Consider the following 15,465-nt stretch of genomic DNA (forward strand, 5'->3'; position numbering starts at 1 on the left):
CTACCACACCGCGATATGTGAATCCGCGCGCGGCTCAGTCCCCCCGCACAGCACCCCGCTGACCGGGTCGCGCAGGATGATCTGGCCGCGTCCGTAGTCGGTCAGGTCGCTGTCGATCTGCACCTTGTGACCGCGCCGCGCCAGGGCGTTGGCCAGGTCGCGGGAGGCGCCCTGCTCGATGCCGACCTTCATGTCGCCCAACCATTGCCAACGCGGCGCGTCCAGGGCAGCTTGGGGGTTGAGGCCGAAGTCCACCAGGTTCATCACCATCTGCACATGGCCCTGGGGCTGCATGTAGCCGCCCATCACCCCGAACGGCCCGAGGGCTTCGCCGTTCTTACTGAGGAAACCGGGGATGATGGTGTGAAAGGTTTTCTTGCCCGCTGCCAGGCAGTTGGCATGGGCCGGGTCGAGGCTGAATTCCTGCCCGCGATTTTGCAGGGCGATACCGCTGTCGGGCAGCACCACGCCCGAGCCGAAGCCGTGGTAGTTGCTCTGGATAAACGAGACCATATTGCCTTCGGCATCTGCCGTAGCCAGGTACACCGTGCCACTGGCGTGGGGGTCGCCGGGCTTGGGGGCCTGGGCCTGCGCGCCGATCTGGCCACGACGGCGGGTGCTGTACGCCTCGCTGAGCAAGTCGGCCACCGCTACGCGCATGTGCTGGGGGTCGGTGATGTAGTGCAGGCCGTCGCTGTAGGCGAGCTTCATCGCCTCCAGTTGGCGGTGCCAGGTCTGCTGGCTGTCGCGGTGATCGAAGCTGAAGCCCTCGAGGATTTTCAGCGCCATCAGCGCCACCAGGCCCTGGCCGCTGGGCGGGATTTCCCACACATCCACGCCACGATAATTGATGTGGATCGGGTCCACCCACTGCGCGCGGTAACCCTGCAGGTCACTGGCGCGCAGGTAGCCGCCGCTGGCCCTGGAATGCGCGTCCAGGCGTTCTGCCAGGGCGCCGCGATACAGGCTTTCGCAGCGCGTGGCAGCGAGTTCTTCCAAGGTGCGCGCCTGGGCCGGGTTGCGGAAAATCTCCCCAGCACGGGGTGCACGCCCGTCGATCAGGAAGGTGTCGAACCAGGCATCGAGCACCGGGTCGCGATGGGGGGTGAATTCGTCGAGGGCGAGCTGCCATTGATAGGCAACCACCGGCGACAGCGGGAAACCCTCCCGCGCCAGGCTGATCGCCGGCTGCAGCAATTCGGCAAACGGTAGCTTGCCGAAGCGTTGCGACAGCTCGGCCCAGGCCGACGGGCAACCAGGTACGGTGACCGGCGTCCAGCCGTACAGGGGCATCTGTTCATGCCCGGCGGCCTTGACCGCGTCGATGCTCAAGGCCGCCGGCGCGTGGCCGTTGCCGTTCAGGCCGTGCAACTGGCCCTTGCACCACACCAGGGCAAACGCATCGCCGCCCAGGCCGCAGCCGGTGGGCTCCACCACCGTGAGCGCGGCCGCCGTGGCGATGGCGGCGTCGATGGCATTGCCGCCTTTTTGCATGATTTCGATACCGGCCTGGGCGGCCAGGGGCTGCGACGCCGCGACCATGCCGCGGCGGGCGAACACGCTCTGGCGTTGCGACGGATAGGGGTACTCGTGAGCAGAAAATTTCAACATGGCAAAGGCTCTTCGATTCATTGGCCGGACTTGATGCGGTTCCATTCCCGAGTGATCAGGCGCTGGATGTTTTCCGGCAGGTCGGCGGAGACAAAGGCGTGATTGATCACGTCGTCACTCGGGTAGATGCCCGGGTTGCTGCTGACTTTCGGGTCCATCAGCGGCGTCGCGTCTTTGTTCGGGTTGGCATAGCCGACATAGTCGCTGATCGGCGCGATCACCTCGGGGCGCAGCAGGTAGTTGATCAACGCATGCGCGTTGGTGGCGTTGCCGGCGTCTTTGGGGATCGCCAGCATGTCAAACCACAGGTTCACGCCTTCCTTAGGGAGGAGGTAGCGGATGTCGATAGGCTTGCCGGCCTCCTTGGCGCGGGTCTGGGCCTGCATCACGTCGCCGGAATAACCGACGGCCACGCAGATATCGCCGTTGGCCAGGTCGGCGGTATATTTTGACGAATTGAAATAGGTCACCGAGGGGCGCAATTCCATCAAGCGCTTGGAGGCCTGCTTGTAGTCGTCGGGCCGCGTGCTGTTGGGGTCCAGGCCGAGGTAGAGCAGGACCTGCGGGATGATTTTTACCGGTGCATCAAGAAAGGCCACGCCGCAGCTTTTGAGCTTGGCCAGGTTGCCGGGCTCAAGGACCATGGCCCAGGAGTCCAGCACCACATCCTTGCCCAGCACCGCGCGTACTTTGGCCTCGTTGTAACCGATGCCGACGGTGCCCCACATATACGGCACGGCGTAGCGGTTGCCGGGATCGGCGGCTTCCAGGCGCTGCATCAGGCGCGGGTCGAGGTGCTTCCAGTTATCCAGCAGCTCGCGTTGCAGCGGCTGGTAGGCCCCGGCGCGAATCTGCTTGGACAGGAACTGGCTCGACGGCACCACCAGGTCATACCCGGAGTGCCCGGAAAGCAACTTGGCTTCGAGCATTTCGTTGGTGTCGAAGATGTCGTATTGCACCTTGATACCGCTGTCTTTCTCGAAGTTTTTCACGCTGTCGGGGCCGATGTAGTCGGACCAGTTGTACACCTTGACCACAGGCGTGGCAGCCAGGCTCATGGGCGCCACGGCGGCGCAACATAACGCGGCAAACAAGCTCGATAAACGCATGGCGAATTTCCTTGGAAGGGTCATAACACGCGGCTGAGAAAGGCCCGGGTACGGGGGTGGCTGGGGTGGCTGAAAATCTGTTCCGGCGGCCCTTGCTCGATGAGTTCGCCGCTGTCGAGCACCACCACGCGGTCAGCCACTTCGCGGGCAAAGCCCATTTCGTGGGTCACCACCACCATGGTCATGCCCTCCTCGGCCAGTTCCTTCATCACTTGCAGCACTTCGCCGACGGTTTCCGGGTCGAGGGCACTGGTGGGTTCATCGAACAGCATCGCCTGGGGTTTCATCGCCAGGGCGCGGGCGATCGCGACCCGTTGCTGTTGGCCGCCGGAGAGCATCGACGGGTAGTGGCTGGCCTTGTCCGCCAGGCCGACCCGTGCCAACAGGCCGCGGGCTTGCTCCAGTGCTTCGGCGCGTGGCGTGCCAAGCACGTGGATCGGCGCCTCGATGATGTTTTCCAGCGCAGTCATATGGGGGAACAGGTTGAAGCGTTGGAACACCATGCCGATGTCACGGCGCTGCCGGGCGATATTGCGCTCGGAGTCGCGCACCAGGCTGCCGTCACTGCGCTCGCGGTAGCCCATGGCGCGGCCGTTGACGCGGATGCGCCCGCCCTGGATGTCTTCCAGCAGGTTGATGCAGCGGATAAAGGTGGTCTTGCCCGAGCCCGAAGCCCCGATCAGCACCACCACTTCACCGCGGCGCACTTGCAGGGAGATACCCTTGAGAATCTGCAGGTCGCCGAACGACTTGTGCAGGTCCAGCGCCTCGATGATCAGTTCTTCACTTTGGTGCGCCATGGTTATCGCCCTCTGAGCAGTTTCAAGGTGCTGCGCCCAAACATGCGGCTGGCTGCCGGTGGCGGCGCGGAAGGCCGGTCAGACTGGCTGAAACGCGCTTCGAGCCAGCGCTGGAAAAACCCCCACAGGGTGGTCAGCGTCAGGAAGTAAAGGGCAACCACCAGGTACAACTCGAACACGCGGAACGTCGCCGAGGTGATCATCTGGGTGCTGAGCAGTAGCTCTTGCACACCGATCACGCTGACCAGGGTGGTGTTCTTGAGCATCACGTTGAACTCGTTGCCCAGCGGCGGCACGATCACCCGGAACGCCTGGGGCAGCACGATGCGCCGCATCAGTTTGGCGAAGCCCATGCCAAGGGAGCGCCCGGCTTCGTATTGGCCCTTGTCCACCGCGCCGATGCCGGCGCGGATAATCTCGGCCATGTACGCGCCTTCATTCAGGCCCAGGGCGATGATCGCTGCCTGGATATTGCCGGGCACGATCAAGCCGAACAGCTCAATGTCTTCGAAGCGGAAAATCCCGCCTGCCGCCAGCGCCGTGTACAGGAACACGATCTGCACCAGCAGCGGCGTACCGCGCATCAGCCACACATAAAAACGCACCGGCAGGTGCAACAGCGGGTTCTTCGACAAGCGCAGCAGCGCCGCCGCCAGCCCCAGCATGCAGCCGAGCAGCATTGCCAATACGCTGATCAGACAGGTCAGCCAGAGCCCGGTGAGGTACACCCCGCTGGGCTGCAGCAAGTACTGCCAGAACACATCCCAATTGAAATTCATCGCCGGTTTGCCTCAGTCGAGTGTGTCGCTGCTCACATGCCATTTGTCCAGCAAGCGCTGGTAGCTGCCATCGCTGCGCATATCGCTGATCACCTGCTGCACGGCGGCGCTGAGTTGCGGGTCATCCTTGCGCATACCCAGGCCGGTGAGGATGCGGCTGAACGCCGGGACGCCTTCCTGGAACAGGTCCGGGGCCATCGCCGCGTAGTAACCGGCGGTTTCCACGGTGGTGCCGTAGGCGTCGACCTGGCTGATGCGCAGCGCCTGGAAGGCATCGGTATCGGTGTTGTAGACCACCAGTTTCATCGGTGGCTTGCCGGCCTTGGCCAGGGTTTCGTTGTGGGCGTCGAGCAAGGTCTTGATGGTGGAGCCGTTGAGCACCGCGACCTTGTGCCCGGACAGCGCATCCAGCGTCTTGATGCCCTTGGGGTTGCCCTTGGGCACCACCACCGACTGGCTGGAATACATGTAGTTGACGATGTCGATCACCTGGCGCCGCTCAGGCTTGTCGAACAACTGGTCGACGATCATGTCGCACTGCTGGGCGAGCAACGCCGGCACCAGCCCGGAGAACGGAATCACCCGCCATTGCACCGGCTTGTCGCCCAGGCGCTTGGCGATTTCCAGGCCCAGGTCGACGGTGAGCCCGCGCGGTTTCTGGGCTTCGTCGAAAGACACCAGGGGCGGTGAATCCATCCCTGAGCAGTAGGTGAGTTTGTCGACTTTCTGCAGGCGCTCCGGCACTTGGAGCGCAGCGAAGGCTCCTTGTGTGCAGAGACCGAGGGCGACAGCCACCAGCAAGGCGCGGCGTTTATGCATGACCAGACACTCCAGTTCGTTGAATAACGGGGCAGGACTCAAAGTCAAAACACGAGAGCTTTTTTATTGTTCGGATTGCAGGAATTGGATCAGCGCCGGCACGGTGCCTTCGATGTGTTCGCGCACCACGGCTTCGGCGCGGGCGGCATCACCGGCGCGAATGGCCTCGAGAATCACCGCGTGTTCCTGGCGGGCGCTGAGGGGTTTTTCGCCATGCTGCAGCCACAAGCGCATGGGCGCTTCCACCAGCGAGTACAGCGCCGAAATCTGCTTCATCAGGCGCGGCCGGCCGCTGAGGCTGCAAAGGTATTCGTGGAAGGCGCGGTGGCGGCTGACCCACTCGGCGCTTTCGTCGCGGTAGTCGTCCATCTCGTCCAGCAGGCGCTCCAGCGCGGCCAACTGGCGCTCGCCGATACGGCTGACCGCGACGCGCACCGCAAGGCCCTCCAGGGCACTGCGCATTTCAAACACTTCGTGCAGCTCGTCGATATCCAGGCCGCTGACGATGGCGCCGCGGTTGGGGCGCAGGGTCACCAGGCCTTGGGCATCCAGGCGGCGAAACGCTTCGCGCACCGGCATGCGGCTCATGCCGATCTCGCTGGCGATGTCTTCGGCGATCAACCGGTCGCCCTTGCGGTAGCGCCCGCCGCAAATGGCGTCGAGCAGGAAGTTGTAGGCCTCCTCCTCGGCGGTCAGGGGCTGACGGTCAACGTAAGCGGGGGCAAATTGCATCGGCAGCACCTTTTGAATTTTTGTATCCAATTATCCACGAATGCAAAAAAGCAGAATGCGTGCCAACTGCAGGAGCGGTGAGCCAACTGATTGATTCAATGGGAATTGGCCACAGCCAGCAGTAGGAGATCGGAAGACGAGCTTGCGAACCTGCTACCAAACGGCCCAGAAACCGCCCCATTAGTGAGCAGAGTCGTAGCCCGGTAACAATCAGTTCTTCACCCGACACCGGATCGCGGCTAACCTTGGCCACCGGCCAAGCCTGCGATCCGCGCTTGCCGAACAAAATGATTTCGGAAGCCGCTGCCACCATGGATATTTCTTCAACGCCTCCCCTGCCTGCCAGCACCAAGGAAAATGCCGGCGGGCGCGTTCAGGTCATCGACCGCTCGATCGTGCTGTTGCGCACGCTGTCGGGGCTCAAGCACGGCGCCAGTGCGCTGGACCTTGCACGCCTGACCGGCATCGACCGCACCACCATCCACCGCCTGCTCAAAACCCTGACCCACTGGAGCCTGATCGAGTCCCAGGGCGGCACCTACCGCATCGGCCCGGAGTGCCTGATCTATTCGGCGGCGTACCTGAACCGGCTGAACCTGCGCAAGATCGCCCTGCCCTACGCCATCGAATTGCAACGGGTGATCGGCGAGCGCCAGGCGATTGTGTCGCTGTCGGTGCCGGTGGGCGACCAGGTGGTGTTGATCGAACGGATGTGGACGCCGACCACGCCGCTCAACGTGATTGTCGACCTTGCCGACCAATTCCCCATCGACGGCAGCCCCAGCGGGCGGGCGGTACTCGCGACCTACAGCGAGGCGGCCGCGCAGGCGATCCTCGGCGCAGCGCGTTACGCCAAGGCGCGCCCCGCGCTGGAGTTGATCCGCAGCCAGCAGGACTTCGCCTTCGGCCATGGCGAATTCAAGCCGGGCTTGTCGTCGGTGGCGTTTCCGATTCGCCTGGAAGCCGGGCAAGCGATTGGCGCGGTGGTGGTCGCCGGCCTGGAAATGGAAGACGAAACCCACCCCGCCTCGTCGCTGGCCAGCCACGTGCGCCGGGCTTGTGAGGGCATCGCGGCGCAACTCGGCAACCTCTAGGGTTGCAGGTTCAGCGCGGCGAACAGGCGGTTTTTCTGCACCTTGCCGTAATGTGAGCGCGGCAGTTCGTCGATAAAGTAGACGCGGCGCGGCACCTTGTAGCGCGATAACCCGGCGCGGCAGTGATCCATCAACTGCTGCGCCGAGAGCGGCTGCGAACCGTCCAGCACCACGGCGGCGCACACCTGTTCACCCCACTCCAGGTCCGCCAGGCCGAACACGTGCACGTCCTGCACGCCGGGATGGCGCAACAGGTTCTGCTCGACCTCAGCGGGCTGCACCGATTTGCCGCCGCTGCGAATGATGTCCTTGCAACGCCCCAGTACCCATAGCAGCCCATCCGGGCCGATGCGGCCGAGGTCGCCGCTGCGCAGCCAGCCGTTGTCCAACGTTTTGGCGCTGAGCGCTTCAAGCTGCCAATAGCCGCGCATCAATTGCGGGCCGCCGAGCAGAATCTCGCCCACGCCTGCGGCATCCGGCTGGTCGATACGGATCGCGGCGCTGAACAGCGGGCGCCCCACCAGGCCCTCGGCACTGCCGCCCGCTTCGCGCACTGCCGCCATTTGCGCCGGCGCGAGGTAGCAACTCCAGGGGGCTTCGGTCATGCCGTAAAGTACGCCAATGCGCTCGCTAAACAGACTGCAGGAGCCTTCAAGCACCTCGCCAGTCAACGCGGCGGCCCCCACATCCAGGCTTTTGAACGCCGGCAGATCGGCCGGTGCGCTGCCGGTTTCGCGCAGCAGGCGTAGCAATTGCGTGGGCACCAGGGAGCTGAACGCCACCCGGTACTCAACCAACTGGGGCAAAAATGCCTTGGCTTCGAAACGCCCCGCCAATACCACCTGGCCGCCACTGAGCAGATGGCCGAGCACCGCCACCGCCGCAATCGGCCACAGCGGCCGCACGTTAAGCAGCACATCGCCCACCGCCGCGCCGCGGCCCATCACGATGTTCTGCAACACCGCGCACAGGCTGGCATGCTGATGCATCACCGCCTTGGGGGTGCCGGTAGTGCCGCCGGTGTAGTTCAGCGAAGCGAGTGACTGTGGCGATTGCGCCGGGCGTGGGGGGCTGTCGACGGGTTTGATTGCAGTGAGGGTGTGCAGCGCCAGGCTGCGGATACCCAAGCCTTGCGCGACGGCAGCGTACGCCTCGGAAAACAGCAGCAAGGCAGCACCGGCATCCTGCAACTGCGCGAGCAACTCGTCAGGCGCCAGCGCCGGGTCCAGCGGCACGCGCACACGCCCGGTGGCCATGCAGCCGTAGTCGGCCAGCAAGTAGTCGAGGCTCGCGTCGGCGAGCAGCGCGACACGCGCACCAGGCGCGATCTGCAAGTGGTCCAGGGCCTGGCCGACGCCGCTGAGGGCGCGATCCAGCTCGGCGAAGGTCAAGGTGCGCGCACTGGCCGGTTCGTGCAGTGCGATCTGGTCCGGCCATTTACAGGCGGCCTGGCTGAGCAGCGTACTGATATCCATGTTTACCACCCACTCAACACAATGCGCCCGCTGACCTGGCGCGATTCCAACAGCGCATGGGCCTCGGCCACCTGGTGAAACGGCAGCACGCGGTCGATCAGCGGCTTGACCTGCCCACCCTTGATCAAAGCGAGTGCCAGGCGCACTTCTTCCAGCGTCGCGCTGCCCGAACCCTGCACCCGCAGGCGACGGCCAATCAACAAGCCGGGGTTGATCGGCACGCTGGCCGGTGCGACGTTACCCAACACCACCACGCGCCCGCCGAGGGCCATGCTGCGCAGGGTGTCTTCCAACGTGCTGCCGAGGTTTTCCATGGCCACGTCCACGCCGCGTTTGCCGGTGAGTTTCCACACCTCGGCGCTGTAGCTGCCGGCACTGACGATCACCTCGTCGGCCCCCAGGCGGTGGAGAAAGTCGCGCTTGTCGGCGCTGCCCGTCACGGCGATCACCCGTGCGCCAAAGGCTTTGGCCAATTGAATCTGATGAGCCCCCAAGCCACCGCTGGCGCCGTTGATCAACACGCTTTCGCCAGGTTTAAGCGCCGCCTCGCCGAGCAGGGCGCGCACGCTGGTGCCAATCGGGCAGGACGCCAAGGCGGCCTGCACGTAGTCCAACCCGTCGGGCAGTTCGATGGCGGAAATCGCCGGCACCCGCAGGTATTCGGCGTAGGCACCCTCGGTATCCACCGATGGCAGGCCCAAGGCGCGGCACAGGTCCTGGCGCCCGCGCAGGCAGTCGCGGCACTGGCCGCAAAAACGGCGCTGATAGACCACGACACGGGCACCGACCGCCAGTTGATGCACGTTAGCGCCGACCTCAACCACTTCACCCGCCACTTCATGGCCGAGCACCACGCCCGTGTGCGCCCCTGGCAAGTGCCCGGCGCGATGCAGCACGTCGTGATGGCAAACCCCTGCAGCCGCTACTTTGACCAGCACTTCAGCCGCACCCACCTGAGGCGTAGGCACCTCCTCGAGCTGCAATTGCTCCGGCCCGCCGAAGGCTTTTAGAACTATGGCTTTCATTTTTTATAACCGTTTCTGACCCGATAAGAATATGTTCATATAACAAACATCTTGTTTGCATTGTGCACATCCATTAAGTTTTCCTCACTTTGACGCGGACCTCAAGGGGCAATCGCGTCTTTCTTTCAGCCCTGATGAAAACCACACCATGACAGTCGAGTACCAAACAATTGGCGAGGGAATCCTGGTGGTGACCCTCAATCGCCAGGAGCGCCTGAATGCCCTGGATAGCCAGGCCAAGCACGAGTTGGCCGAGGTTTGGCAACGCGCTCAACAGGACACCGACGTGCGCGCCATCGTGCTGCGCGGGGCCGGTGAGCGGGCGTTCTGCGCCGGTTCCGACCTCAAGGAAATCCAGGCCACCGGCGAAACCGTCAGCAGCGACGTGCTCGCCCGCGCCCTGCCCGGCGTCGGCAACGACCTGAGCAAGCCGGTGATTGCCGCGCTGCACGGGCACACCCTGGGCCTGGGCATCAGCCTGGCGATTCACTGCGATTTCCGCATTGCGCGGCATGACACGCGCTTCCACTTTCCGGAAGTGCAGCACGGCATGTTGTCCGGCTTCAGTGCAATCACCCTGCCCAGCCTGATCGGCGAGGCGGCGGCCCTGGACATCATGCTCAGCGCGCGCAAATTCGACGCTCAAGCGGCGCTGGCGCTCGGCCTGGTCAACCAAGTGGTGGACGACGCCTACGCCAGCTCGCTGGAACTGGCCGCGCGCCTGGCCAGCCACTCCAGCAAGGCGGTGGAGTGGACCAAGACCCTGCTGCTGGCTGAACGCAAGGCCCGACTGACGCGGCAGATGGCACTGGTCGACCAGGCCCGCCAGGACGTGATGCTGGGGCGTGATGCCCAGGTGTAACCGCCCCCCCCATAACTAGAAACAGCCAACCTATAAGCCTCCCCAGTACTGTCAGGAACTCCCACCATCAGGAATGGAAAGCGGCACCTAAACATTGGAGCCTCACCATGTCTCGCCCTTACACTCGCTTTCGTCCCAGGCTCAGCCTGCTGACTGTCGGCATCCTCGGGCTGTGCGCCCAGCAGGCGGCCCAGGCCGAAGAAACCCCGTCACGGCCTGCGGCGGCCAGCGACACTGCGTTGCAAACCGTGGTGGTCACCGGCGCCCGGGACAGCGGCCGCACGGTGGCCAAGAGCCTGGCGCCGATTGATGTGATCAGTGCCGACGACCTCGCCCGCTCAGGTAAACAGAACCTGCGCGACGCCCTGGCCGCCAGCGTACCGTCCTATACCAATGCGGCGGGCTTTACCGGTGGCACCGGGTTGTCGGTCAAGTCGGCGACCCTGCGCGGCTTGGGCGGCAACCATGTGCTGGTCCTGGTCAACGGCAAGCGTCGGCACAACACCTCGCTGATCTTCGTACAGACCGCCGCCACGTCCAGCGGCCAGTCGCCCGCCGACCTCGACCTGATCCCCATCGCGGCGGTCGACCACGTGGAAGTGCTGCGCGACGGCGCGGCGGCGCAGTACGGCTCGGATGCGATTGCCGGGGTGATCAATATCATCCTTAAGCGCAACCACTCCGGTGGCAGCGGTAGCGCGTTATACGGCCAGTATGCGAACCGTGTAGGCGGCAAGGGCAACTTCGGCGCCCGTGGCCAGGGCCAGGTCAACCAGGGTTTCGAGCTGCCCAATGAGGGTTTCTTCAGCCTCAGCGCGGATATCGGCATTCAGGAAAGCTCCAACGTGGCCGGCGCCGTGCCGGATCGCACGAGCATCTATTTCCGCCAGAACGGCCAGCCCGATCCGCGCGAAACCAGCGAAAGCCGTTACCGCCAGCAACTGGGCCAGCCACGCTCGCAAACCTATAACTTCGGCTATAACGCCGAGTTGCCGCTGAACCAGGACTACACGCTGTACTCGTTCTCCACCCTCAGCCACCGCAACTCCACCAGTTGGGGCACGTACCGCACCGCCAACTCGCCGCAGAATATTGTCTCGGTGTACCCGGACGGCTTCTCGCCGCGCTTCGTGGTGGAAGAGGACGACTTCCAAAGCGTCTTCGGGGTACGTAACGATGACCTGCTCGGTTGGGCGTGGGACTTGAGCACCAGCTACGGCTACAACAACGCCAACACCCGCAACGAGCGTTCGCTGAACCCGTCCCTGGGGCCAACCAGCCCCCACGACATGGACGGCGGCAACCTGATCGCCAGCCAGTGGACCAACAACCTCGACCTGACGCGCGCCTTCGACACCGGGCTGTTTGCCAAGCCGCTGAACGTGTCCACCGGCCTTGAGTTCCGCCGTGACGGTTTCGAGATCCAGGCCGGCGAATACGCCTCCTACGCCGATGGCGGCTACGTCTTCCCCGCCGGCAGCCCACTCGCCGGGCAACGTCCCAACCCCGGCGCGCCAGGGCTGGTGGGCTTCACCCCGGCGGATGCGCACAACTACTCGCGCACCAACACCGCCGGCTATGTCGACTTCAGCCAGAGCCTCACCGACCAATGGGACGTGAGCCTGGCCGGGCGTTTTGAGCATTACAGCGATTTCGGTGACACTGGCAGCGGCAAATTCTCCACCCGTTATGCGTTCACGCCGCAATTCGCCGTACGCGGCACCGTGAGTAACGGCTTCCGTGCGCCGTCGCTGCAGCAGCAGTTCTATTCATCGTCGCTGACCGCCTGGCGCACCAGCCCGCTAACCGGGCAACTGGAACAGGCCACCACCCGCTACGTGACGGTCAACGATGCCGCCGGCCAAGCGTTGGGCGCCAAGGAACTCAAGCCTGAACGCTCGATGAACTACAGCCTCGGGTTCGTCGCTACACCCACCGAGAACCTGGACGTTACCGTCGACCTGTACCAGATCGATATCAAGGACCGCATCCTGCAAACCAGTAACCTGCAGGGCACCGCCGTGTCCAACCTGCTCGCCGCCCAAGGCCTGAACCCCAACCAGATCGTCTCGTACTTCGGCAACCTGGCCGACACCCGCACCCGTGGCATCGACCTGGTGGCCGACTACCGCTATGACCTGGGTCGCTATGGCAAGACCAAATGGACCTTGCTCAGCAACCAGAGCCTGCAGACCATCGAGAAAATCAAGGAGCCCGCCGCACTCGCCGGCACCGGCGTGAGTGCAGTCGGCCGTGACCGCCAGGGCAACCTGACCTCGGCCTACCCGAAAAACACCACCTCCTTGAACGCCGCCTGGCAACTCGGGGATTTCGAGGTAAACCTCAAGGAAACCCGCTACTCCAAGGTCACCGGGCGCAACCAGATTTCCGCCAGCCGTGACGAGGTGATTCGCCCCGCGTTCATCACCGACTTGAGCGTCGGCTATTGGCTGAGCGATGCAGTGAAAGTCACCGTGGGCGGCGAAAACATCTTCGACCGCCGCCCGCAACAGCTCAATGATGAGGCCAAGCGCTTCTACTTCTTCCCAACCGACAACCCGACCTACAGCTGGTACTCGCCCTACGGCCTGGAAGGCGCCTATTACTTCGCTAAAGTCGATGTGAGCTGGTGATGACGCACTTCGAACGCCCTGAGGCGACCTTCGACCAGCGCCTGTACCGCAAACTGGCCTGGCGGATCATGCCGTTCCTGTTTCTGTGCTTCGTGCTCAATTGGCTGGACCGCGTCAACATCAGCTTCGCGCACTTGCAGTTCAAGACCGACCTGAACATCAGCGACGCCACGTTCGGCATCATCGTCGGGGTGTTCTCCATCGGCTACCTGCTGTTCGAGATTCCCAGCAACCTGCTGCTGGAAAAGATTGGCGCGAAAAAAACCATGATGCGCATCATGGTGCTATGGGGGCTGGTGACCATCGCCACCGCGTTTGCCCAGACCCCGGCGCAGTTCTATGTGCTGCGGGTATTGCTGGGGGCGGCCGAGGCCGGGTTCTTTCCGGGGGTGATCCTGTACCTCACCTACTGGTTTCCGGCCAGCCACCGGGCGCGTATCACCTCGCGCTTCATCATGGCGATTGCGGTGTGCGGGATTATCGGCGGGCCGCTGTCGACTGCGATCATGGGGCACTTCGCCGGGGTCGGCGGGTTTACCGGCTGGCAATGGCTGTTTGTGATCACCGGCATTCCGCCGGTGCTCGCCGGGTTGTTCGCCTGGTACTGGCTGGACGACAAACCGGCCTCGGCCAAGTGGCTGAGCACGGATGAAAAGCACGCCATCGAGCAGGCCCTGGCGCGTGAACGGCTGCAGCGCAAACCCGGCGGGCATACGCGCTTCGTCGAGGCACTGAAGGACCGCAAGGTGTGGTTTATCACCCTGGCCTACTGCCTGACCATCATGTGCACCGGCAACGTCACCAATATCTGGGCACCGTCGATCATCCGCGATTCGGGCATCAGCAACCTTGGGCAACTGGGGTTGTTGTCGGCCCTGCCCTATGTAGTCGGCGTGTGCCTGATGTTGTGGGCCTGCCGCCACTCGGATGTGCGCCAGGAACGCCGTTGGCACTTCGCCCTGGGCGGCCTGACAGCGGCGCTGGCCATGCTGATCCTGCCCAATTTCCTCTTCAGCCCCTACTCGGCGATTGCCGTACTGAGCCTGATGACCAGCGGTTACCTGGTGGCCACCGCGATTTTCTGGACCATCCCGACTTACTACCTGTCCGACCACGCCAAGGCCGCCGGCCTGGCACTGGTCAATTGCTGCGGGCAGATCAGCAGCCTGCTGACGCCGATCATGATCGGCGCGATCAAGACGTCCACCGGCGATATCAGCCTGGCGCTCTACATCGTGGCGGCCCTGGTGGCCAGTGGCACGTTGATCTTGTTGTTCGGCGTACCCCGCAACGCCCTGCGCGACGCTTTCTGACCTTTTTGATGGACCTCCCCATGACCGATTACCTTGCCCTCGCCCACCAACTGGCCGCCCAGATCCAACCCGGCGCCGCCGACCGCGACGCCAATAGAACCTTGCCCTACGCCCAACTCGACCTGATCCGCGAATCGGGCCTGGGCGCTGCCCGGGTGCCTGTGGAATTGGGCGGCGGCGACGTCAGCCAGCTGCAGGTGGCACAGATCTTCATCAGCCTGGCCAAGGCCGACCCGAGTGTGGCGCAGGCGCTTTTTCCGCATTTCGCCACGGTCGAGCACCTGCGCCTGATCGCCAACCCCGAGCAACAGCGCGAATACCTCGGCGCCTTTGCCGAGCGCCAGCTGTCATCGGGGGCGATTGCCGAACGCAGCGGCACCTTTCGCGGTGAAATCCATACCCGCCTGGAGCGGCGCGGCGAGCAATGGGTGCTCAATGGCAGCAAGTTCTACAGCACCGGCTGCCTGTTTGCCGACCTGCTGAAAATCCAGGCGGTGGACGCGGCCGGCGACGCGGTATATGTGATGCTGCCTGCCAACACCCCTGGTATCACGCTGCTCGACGACTGGGATGGCATGGGCCAGCGCGTGACCGCCAGTGGTAGCACTTTGCTGGAGAATGTTGTGGTGCGTCCCGAGCAGGTGATCCCGTTGGCGCAGTGGTACCAGCGCCGCAACTATGTCGGCGCCAGCGCGCAACTGATCCATTGCGCCATCGATGTCGGCATTGGCCTGGCGGCGCTGGATGACGCGGTGGAGTGGGCGCGCAGCGGCTCGCGGCCGGTGCGCGAAAGTGGCGTGGATCAGGCCCGCCACGACCCGTACATCCTGCACACCCTCGGCGATCTGGCTGCGCGTATCCACGGCGCCGAAGCGCTGGTGGAGAAAGCTGCCGGGGCAGTCGACCTGGCTGCACGCACACAGTTGCAGGGGTTGGCGCAGGGTGAGGAGCTGGAAGCCATTTTGGTCAAATCCTCGATTGCCGTGGCCGAAGCCAAGATCGCCTCGACCCGCGCCGCGCTGCATGTGTGCGAGCGCCTGTATGAAGTCGGCGGTGCCGCCACCACCCAGTCGCGCTACAACTTCGACCGTCACTGGCGCAACGCGCGCACCCACACCACCCATGACGCCCTGGCCTACAAGTACAAAGCCATCGGCGACTACCTGCTGAACGCCAAAGCGCCGCCGATCGCTTTCACCTACTGAGCCAGGAG

At 64.0% G+C, this 15,465-nt stretch carries 14 protein-coding genes; 5 read left to right on the forward strand and 9 right to left on the reverse strand.

Annotated elements, in window-relative coordinates; all coding sequences use genetic code 11:
* From CXQ82_RS20690 to CXQ82_RS31495, 7 genes are all read right to left on the reverse strand, one after another.
* A complete protein-coding gene (locus tag CXQ82_RS20690) occupies window positions 1-1,611 on the reverse strand; it encodes a gamma-glutamyltransferase family protein (RefSeq protein WP_101272070.1) in 1,611 nt (536 codons plus the stop codon).
* A 17-nt stretch (window positions 1,612-1,628) separates the two neighbouring features.
* The gene (locus CXQ82_RS20695; protein WP_101272071.1) at window positions 1,629-2,720 is read right to left on the reverse strand and encodes a polyamine ABC transporter substrate-binding protein; all 1,092 of its coding nucleotides are present in this window, start codon (window positions 2,718-2,720) and stop codon (window positions 1,629-1,631) included.
* Between the two features lie 20 nt (window positions 2,721-2,740).
* Entirely contained in the window at window positions 2,741-3,520 is a 780-nt protein-coding gene (locus CXQ82_RS20700; RefSeq protein WP_101272072.1) for an amino acid ABC transporter ATP-binding protein, read from the reverse strand.
* Window positions 3,521-3,522: 2 nt separating this feature from the next.
* On the reverse strand, window positions 3,523-4,299 hold the full coding sequence (locus tag CXQ82_RS20705; protein WP_101272073.1) for an amino acid ABC transporter permease: 777 nt from the start codon (window positions 4,297-4,299) through the stop codon (window positions 3,523-3,525).
* Window positions 4,300-4,311: 12 nt separating this feature from the next.
* Window positions 4,312-5,118, reverse strand: a complete 807-nt coding sequence (locus CXQ82_RS20710; protein WP_101272074.1) for an ABC transporter substrate-binding protein — start codon at window positions 5,116-5,118, stop codon at window positions 4,312-4,314.
* A gap of 63 nt (window positions 5,119-5,181) precedes the next feature.
* Entirely contained in the window at window positions 5,182-5,850 is a 669-nt protein-coding gene (locus tag CXQ82_RS20715; protein WP_101272075.1) for a GntR family transcriptional regulator, read from the reverse strand.
* On the reverse strand, window positions 5,825-6,163 hold the full coding sequence (locus CXQ82_RS31495) for a hypothetical protein (RefSeq protein ID WP_177409922.1): 339 nt from the start codon (window positions 6,161-6,163) through the stop codon (window positions 5,825-5,827). The genes CXQ82_RS20715 and CXQ82_RS31495 overlap by 26 nt, the downstream gene beginning before the upstream one ends.
* On the opposite strand from CXQ82_RS31495, the gene CXQ82_RS20720 reads away from it, so the two are divergent.
* A complete protein-coding gene (locus tag CXQ82_RS20720) occupies window positions 6,162-6,944 on the forward strand; it encodes an IclR family transcriptional regulator (protein ID WP_101273840.1) in 783 nt (260 codons plus the stop codon). The two genes, CXQ82_RS31495 and CXQ82_RS20720, sit on opposite strands and share 2 nt — an antisense overlap.
* Here CXQ82_RS20720 and CXQ82_RS20725 read toward each other — a convergent pair.
* Window positions 6,941-8,419 (reverse strand): class I adenylate-forming enzyme family protein, encoded by a 1,479-nt coding sequence (locus CXQ82_RS20725; RefSeq protein ID WP_101272076.1) that lies wholly within the window; start codon window positions 8,417-8,419, stop codon window positions 6,941-6,943. The two genes, CXQ82_RS20720 and CXQ82_RS20725, sit on opposite strands and share 4 nt — an antisense overlap.
* A gap of 2 nt (window positions 8,420-8,421) precedes the next feature.
* Window positions 8,422-9,444, reverse strand: coding sequence for an alcohol dehydrogenase catalytic domain-containing protein (locus CXQ82_RS20730; protein ID WP_101272077.1), 1,023 nt, complete (start codon window positions 9,442-9,444; stop codon window positions 8,422-8,424).
* Window positions 9,445-9,592: 148 nt separating this feature from the next.
* On the opposite strand from CXQ82_RS20730, the gene CXQ82_RS20735 reads away from it, so the two are divergent.
* The 4 genes from CXQ82_RS20735 to CXQ82_RS20750 all read left to right on the forward strand — a co-directional run bounded on the left by CXQ82_RS20735 (window position 9,593) and on the right by CXQ82_RS20750 (window position 15,457).
* Window positions 9,593-10,306, forward strand: coding sequence for an enoyl-CoA hydratase/isomerase family protein (locus CXQ82_RS20735; protein WP_101272078.1), 714 nt, complete (start codon window positions 9,593-9,595; stop codon window positions 10,304-10,306).
* A gap of 107 nt (window positions 10,307-10,413) precedes the next feature.
* Window positions 10,414-12,939: a TonB-dependent siderophore receptor gene (locus tag CXQ82_RS20740; protein ID WP_101272079.1), complete on the forward strand. Its 2,526-nt coding sequence runs from the start codon at window positions 10,414-10,416 to the stop codon at window positions 12,937-12,939.
* Entirely contained in the window at window positions 12,939-14,252 is a 1,314-nt protein-coding gene (locus CXQ82_RS20745; RefSeq protein ID WP_256581820.1) for an MFS transporter, read from the forward strand. Before CXQ82_RS20740 ends, CXQ82_RS20745 begins: the two co-directional genes overlap by 1 nt.
* Before the next feature lie 20 nt (window positions 14,253-14,272).
* Complete coding sequence (locus CXQ82_RS20750; RefSeq protein WP_101272081.1) at window positions 14,273-15,457, forward strand: acyl-CoA dehydrogenase family protein; 1,185 nt, start codon at window positions 14,273-14,275, stop codon at window positions 15,455-15,457.
* The last annotated feature ends 8 nt before the right edge of the window (window positions 15,458-15,465 follow it).

Source organism: Pseudomonas sp. S09G 359, from assembly GCF_002843605.1.
Taxonomy (GTDB): domain Bacteria; phylum Pseudomonadota; class Gammaproteobacteria; order Pseudomonadales; family Pseudomonadaceae; genus Aquipseudomonas.

What these genes read in the sequence shown, in the direction of transcription:
- CXQ82_RS20690 (WP_101272070.1), bottom strand. Translation starts at nt 1,611, where the DNA reads ATGTTGAAATTTTCTGCTCACGAGTACCCCTATCCGTCGCAACGCCAG.
- CXQ82_RS20695 (WP_101272071.1), bottom strand. Translation starts at nt 2,720, where the DNA reads ATGCGTTTATCGAGCTTGTTTGCCGCGTTATGTTGCGCCGCCGTGGCG.
- CXQ82_RS20700 (WP_101272072.1), bottom strand. Translation starts at nt 3,520, where the DNA reads ATGGCGCACCAAAGTGAAGAACTGATCATCGAGGCGCTGGACCTGCAC.
- CXQ82_RS20705 (WP_101272073.1), bottom strand. Translation starts at nt 4,299, where the DNA reads ATGAATTTCAATTGGGATGTGTTCTGGCAGTACTTGCTGCAGCCCAGC.
- CXQ82_RS20710 (WP_101272074.1), bottom strand. Translation starts at nt 5,118, where the DNA reads ATGCATAAACGCCGCGCCTTGCTGGTGGCTGTCGCCCTCGGTCTCTGC.
- CXQ82_RS20715 (WP_101272075.1), bottom strand. Translation starts at nt 5,850, where the DNA reads ATGCAATTTGCCCCCGCTTACGTTGACCGTCAGCCCCTGACCGCCGAG.
- CXQ82_RS20720 (WP_101273840.1), top strand. Translation starts at nt 6,162, where the DNA reads ATGGATATTTCTTCAACGCCTCCCCTGCCTGCCAGCACCAAGGAAAAT.
- CXQ82_RS31495 (WP_177409922.1), bottom strand. Translation starts at nt 6,163, where the DNA reads ATGGTGGCAGCGGCTTCCGAAATCATTTTGTTCGGCAAGCGCGGATCG.
- CXQ82_RS20725 (WP_101272076.1), bottom strand. Translation starts at nt 8,419, where the DNA reads ATGGATATCAGTACGCTGCTCAGCCAGGCCGCCTGTAAATGGCCGGAC.
- CXQ82_RS20730 (WP_101272077.1), bottom strand. Translation starts at nt 9,444, where the DNA reads ATGAAAGCCATAGTTCTAAAAGCCTTCGGCGGGCCGGAGCAATTGCAG.
- CXQ82_RS20735 (WP_101272078.1), top strand. Translation starts at nt 9,593, where the DNA reads ATGACAGTCGAGTACCAAACAATTGGCGAGGGAATCCTGGTGGTGACC.
- CXQ82_RS20740 (WP_101272079.1), top strand. Translation starts at nt 10,414, where the DNA reads ATGTCTCGCCCTTACACTCGCTTTCGTCCCAGGCTCAGCCTGCTGACT.
- CXQ82_RS20745 (WP_256581820.1), top strand. Translation starts at nt 12,939, where the DNA reads ATGACGCACTTCGAACGCCCTGAGGCGACCTTCGACCAGCGCCTGTAC.
- CXQ82_RS20750 (WP_101272081.1), top strand. Translation starts at nt 14,273, where the DNA reads ATGACCGATTACCTTGCCCTCGCCCACCAACTGGCCGCCCAGATCCAA.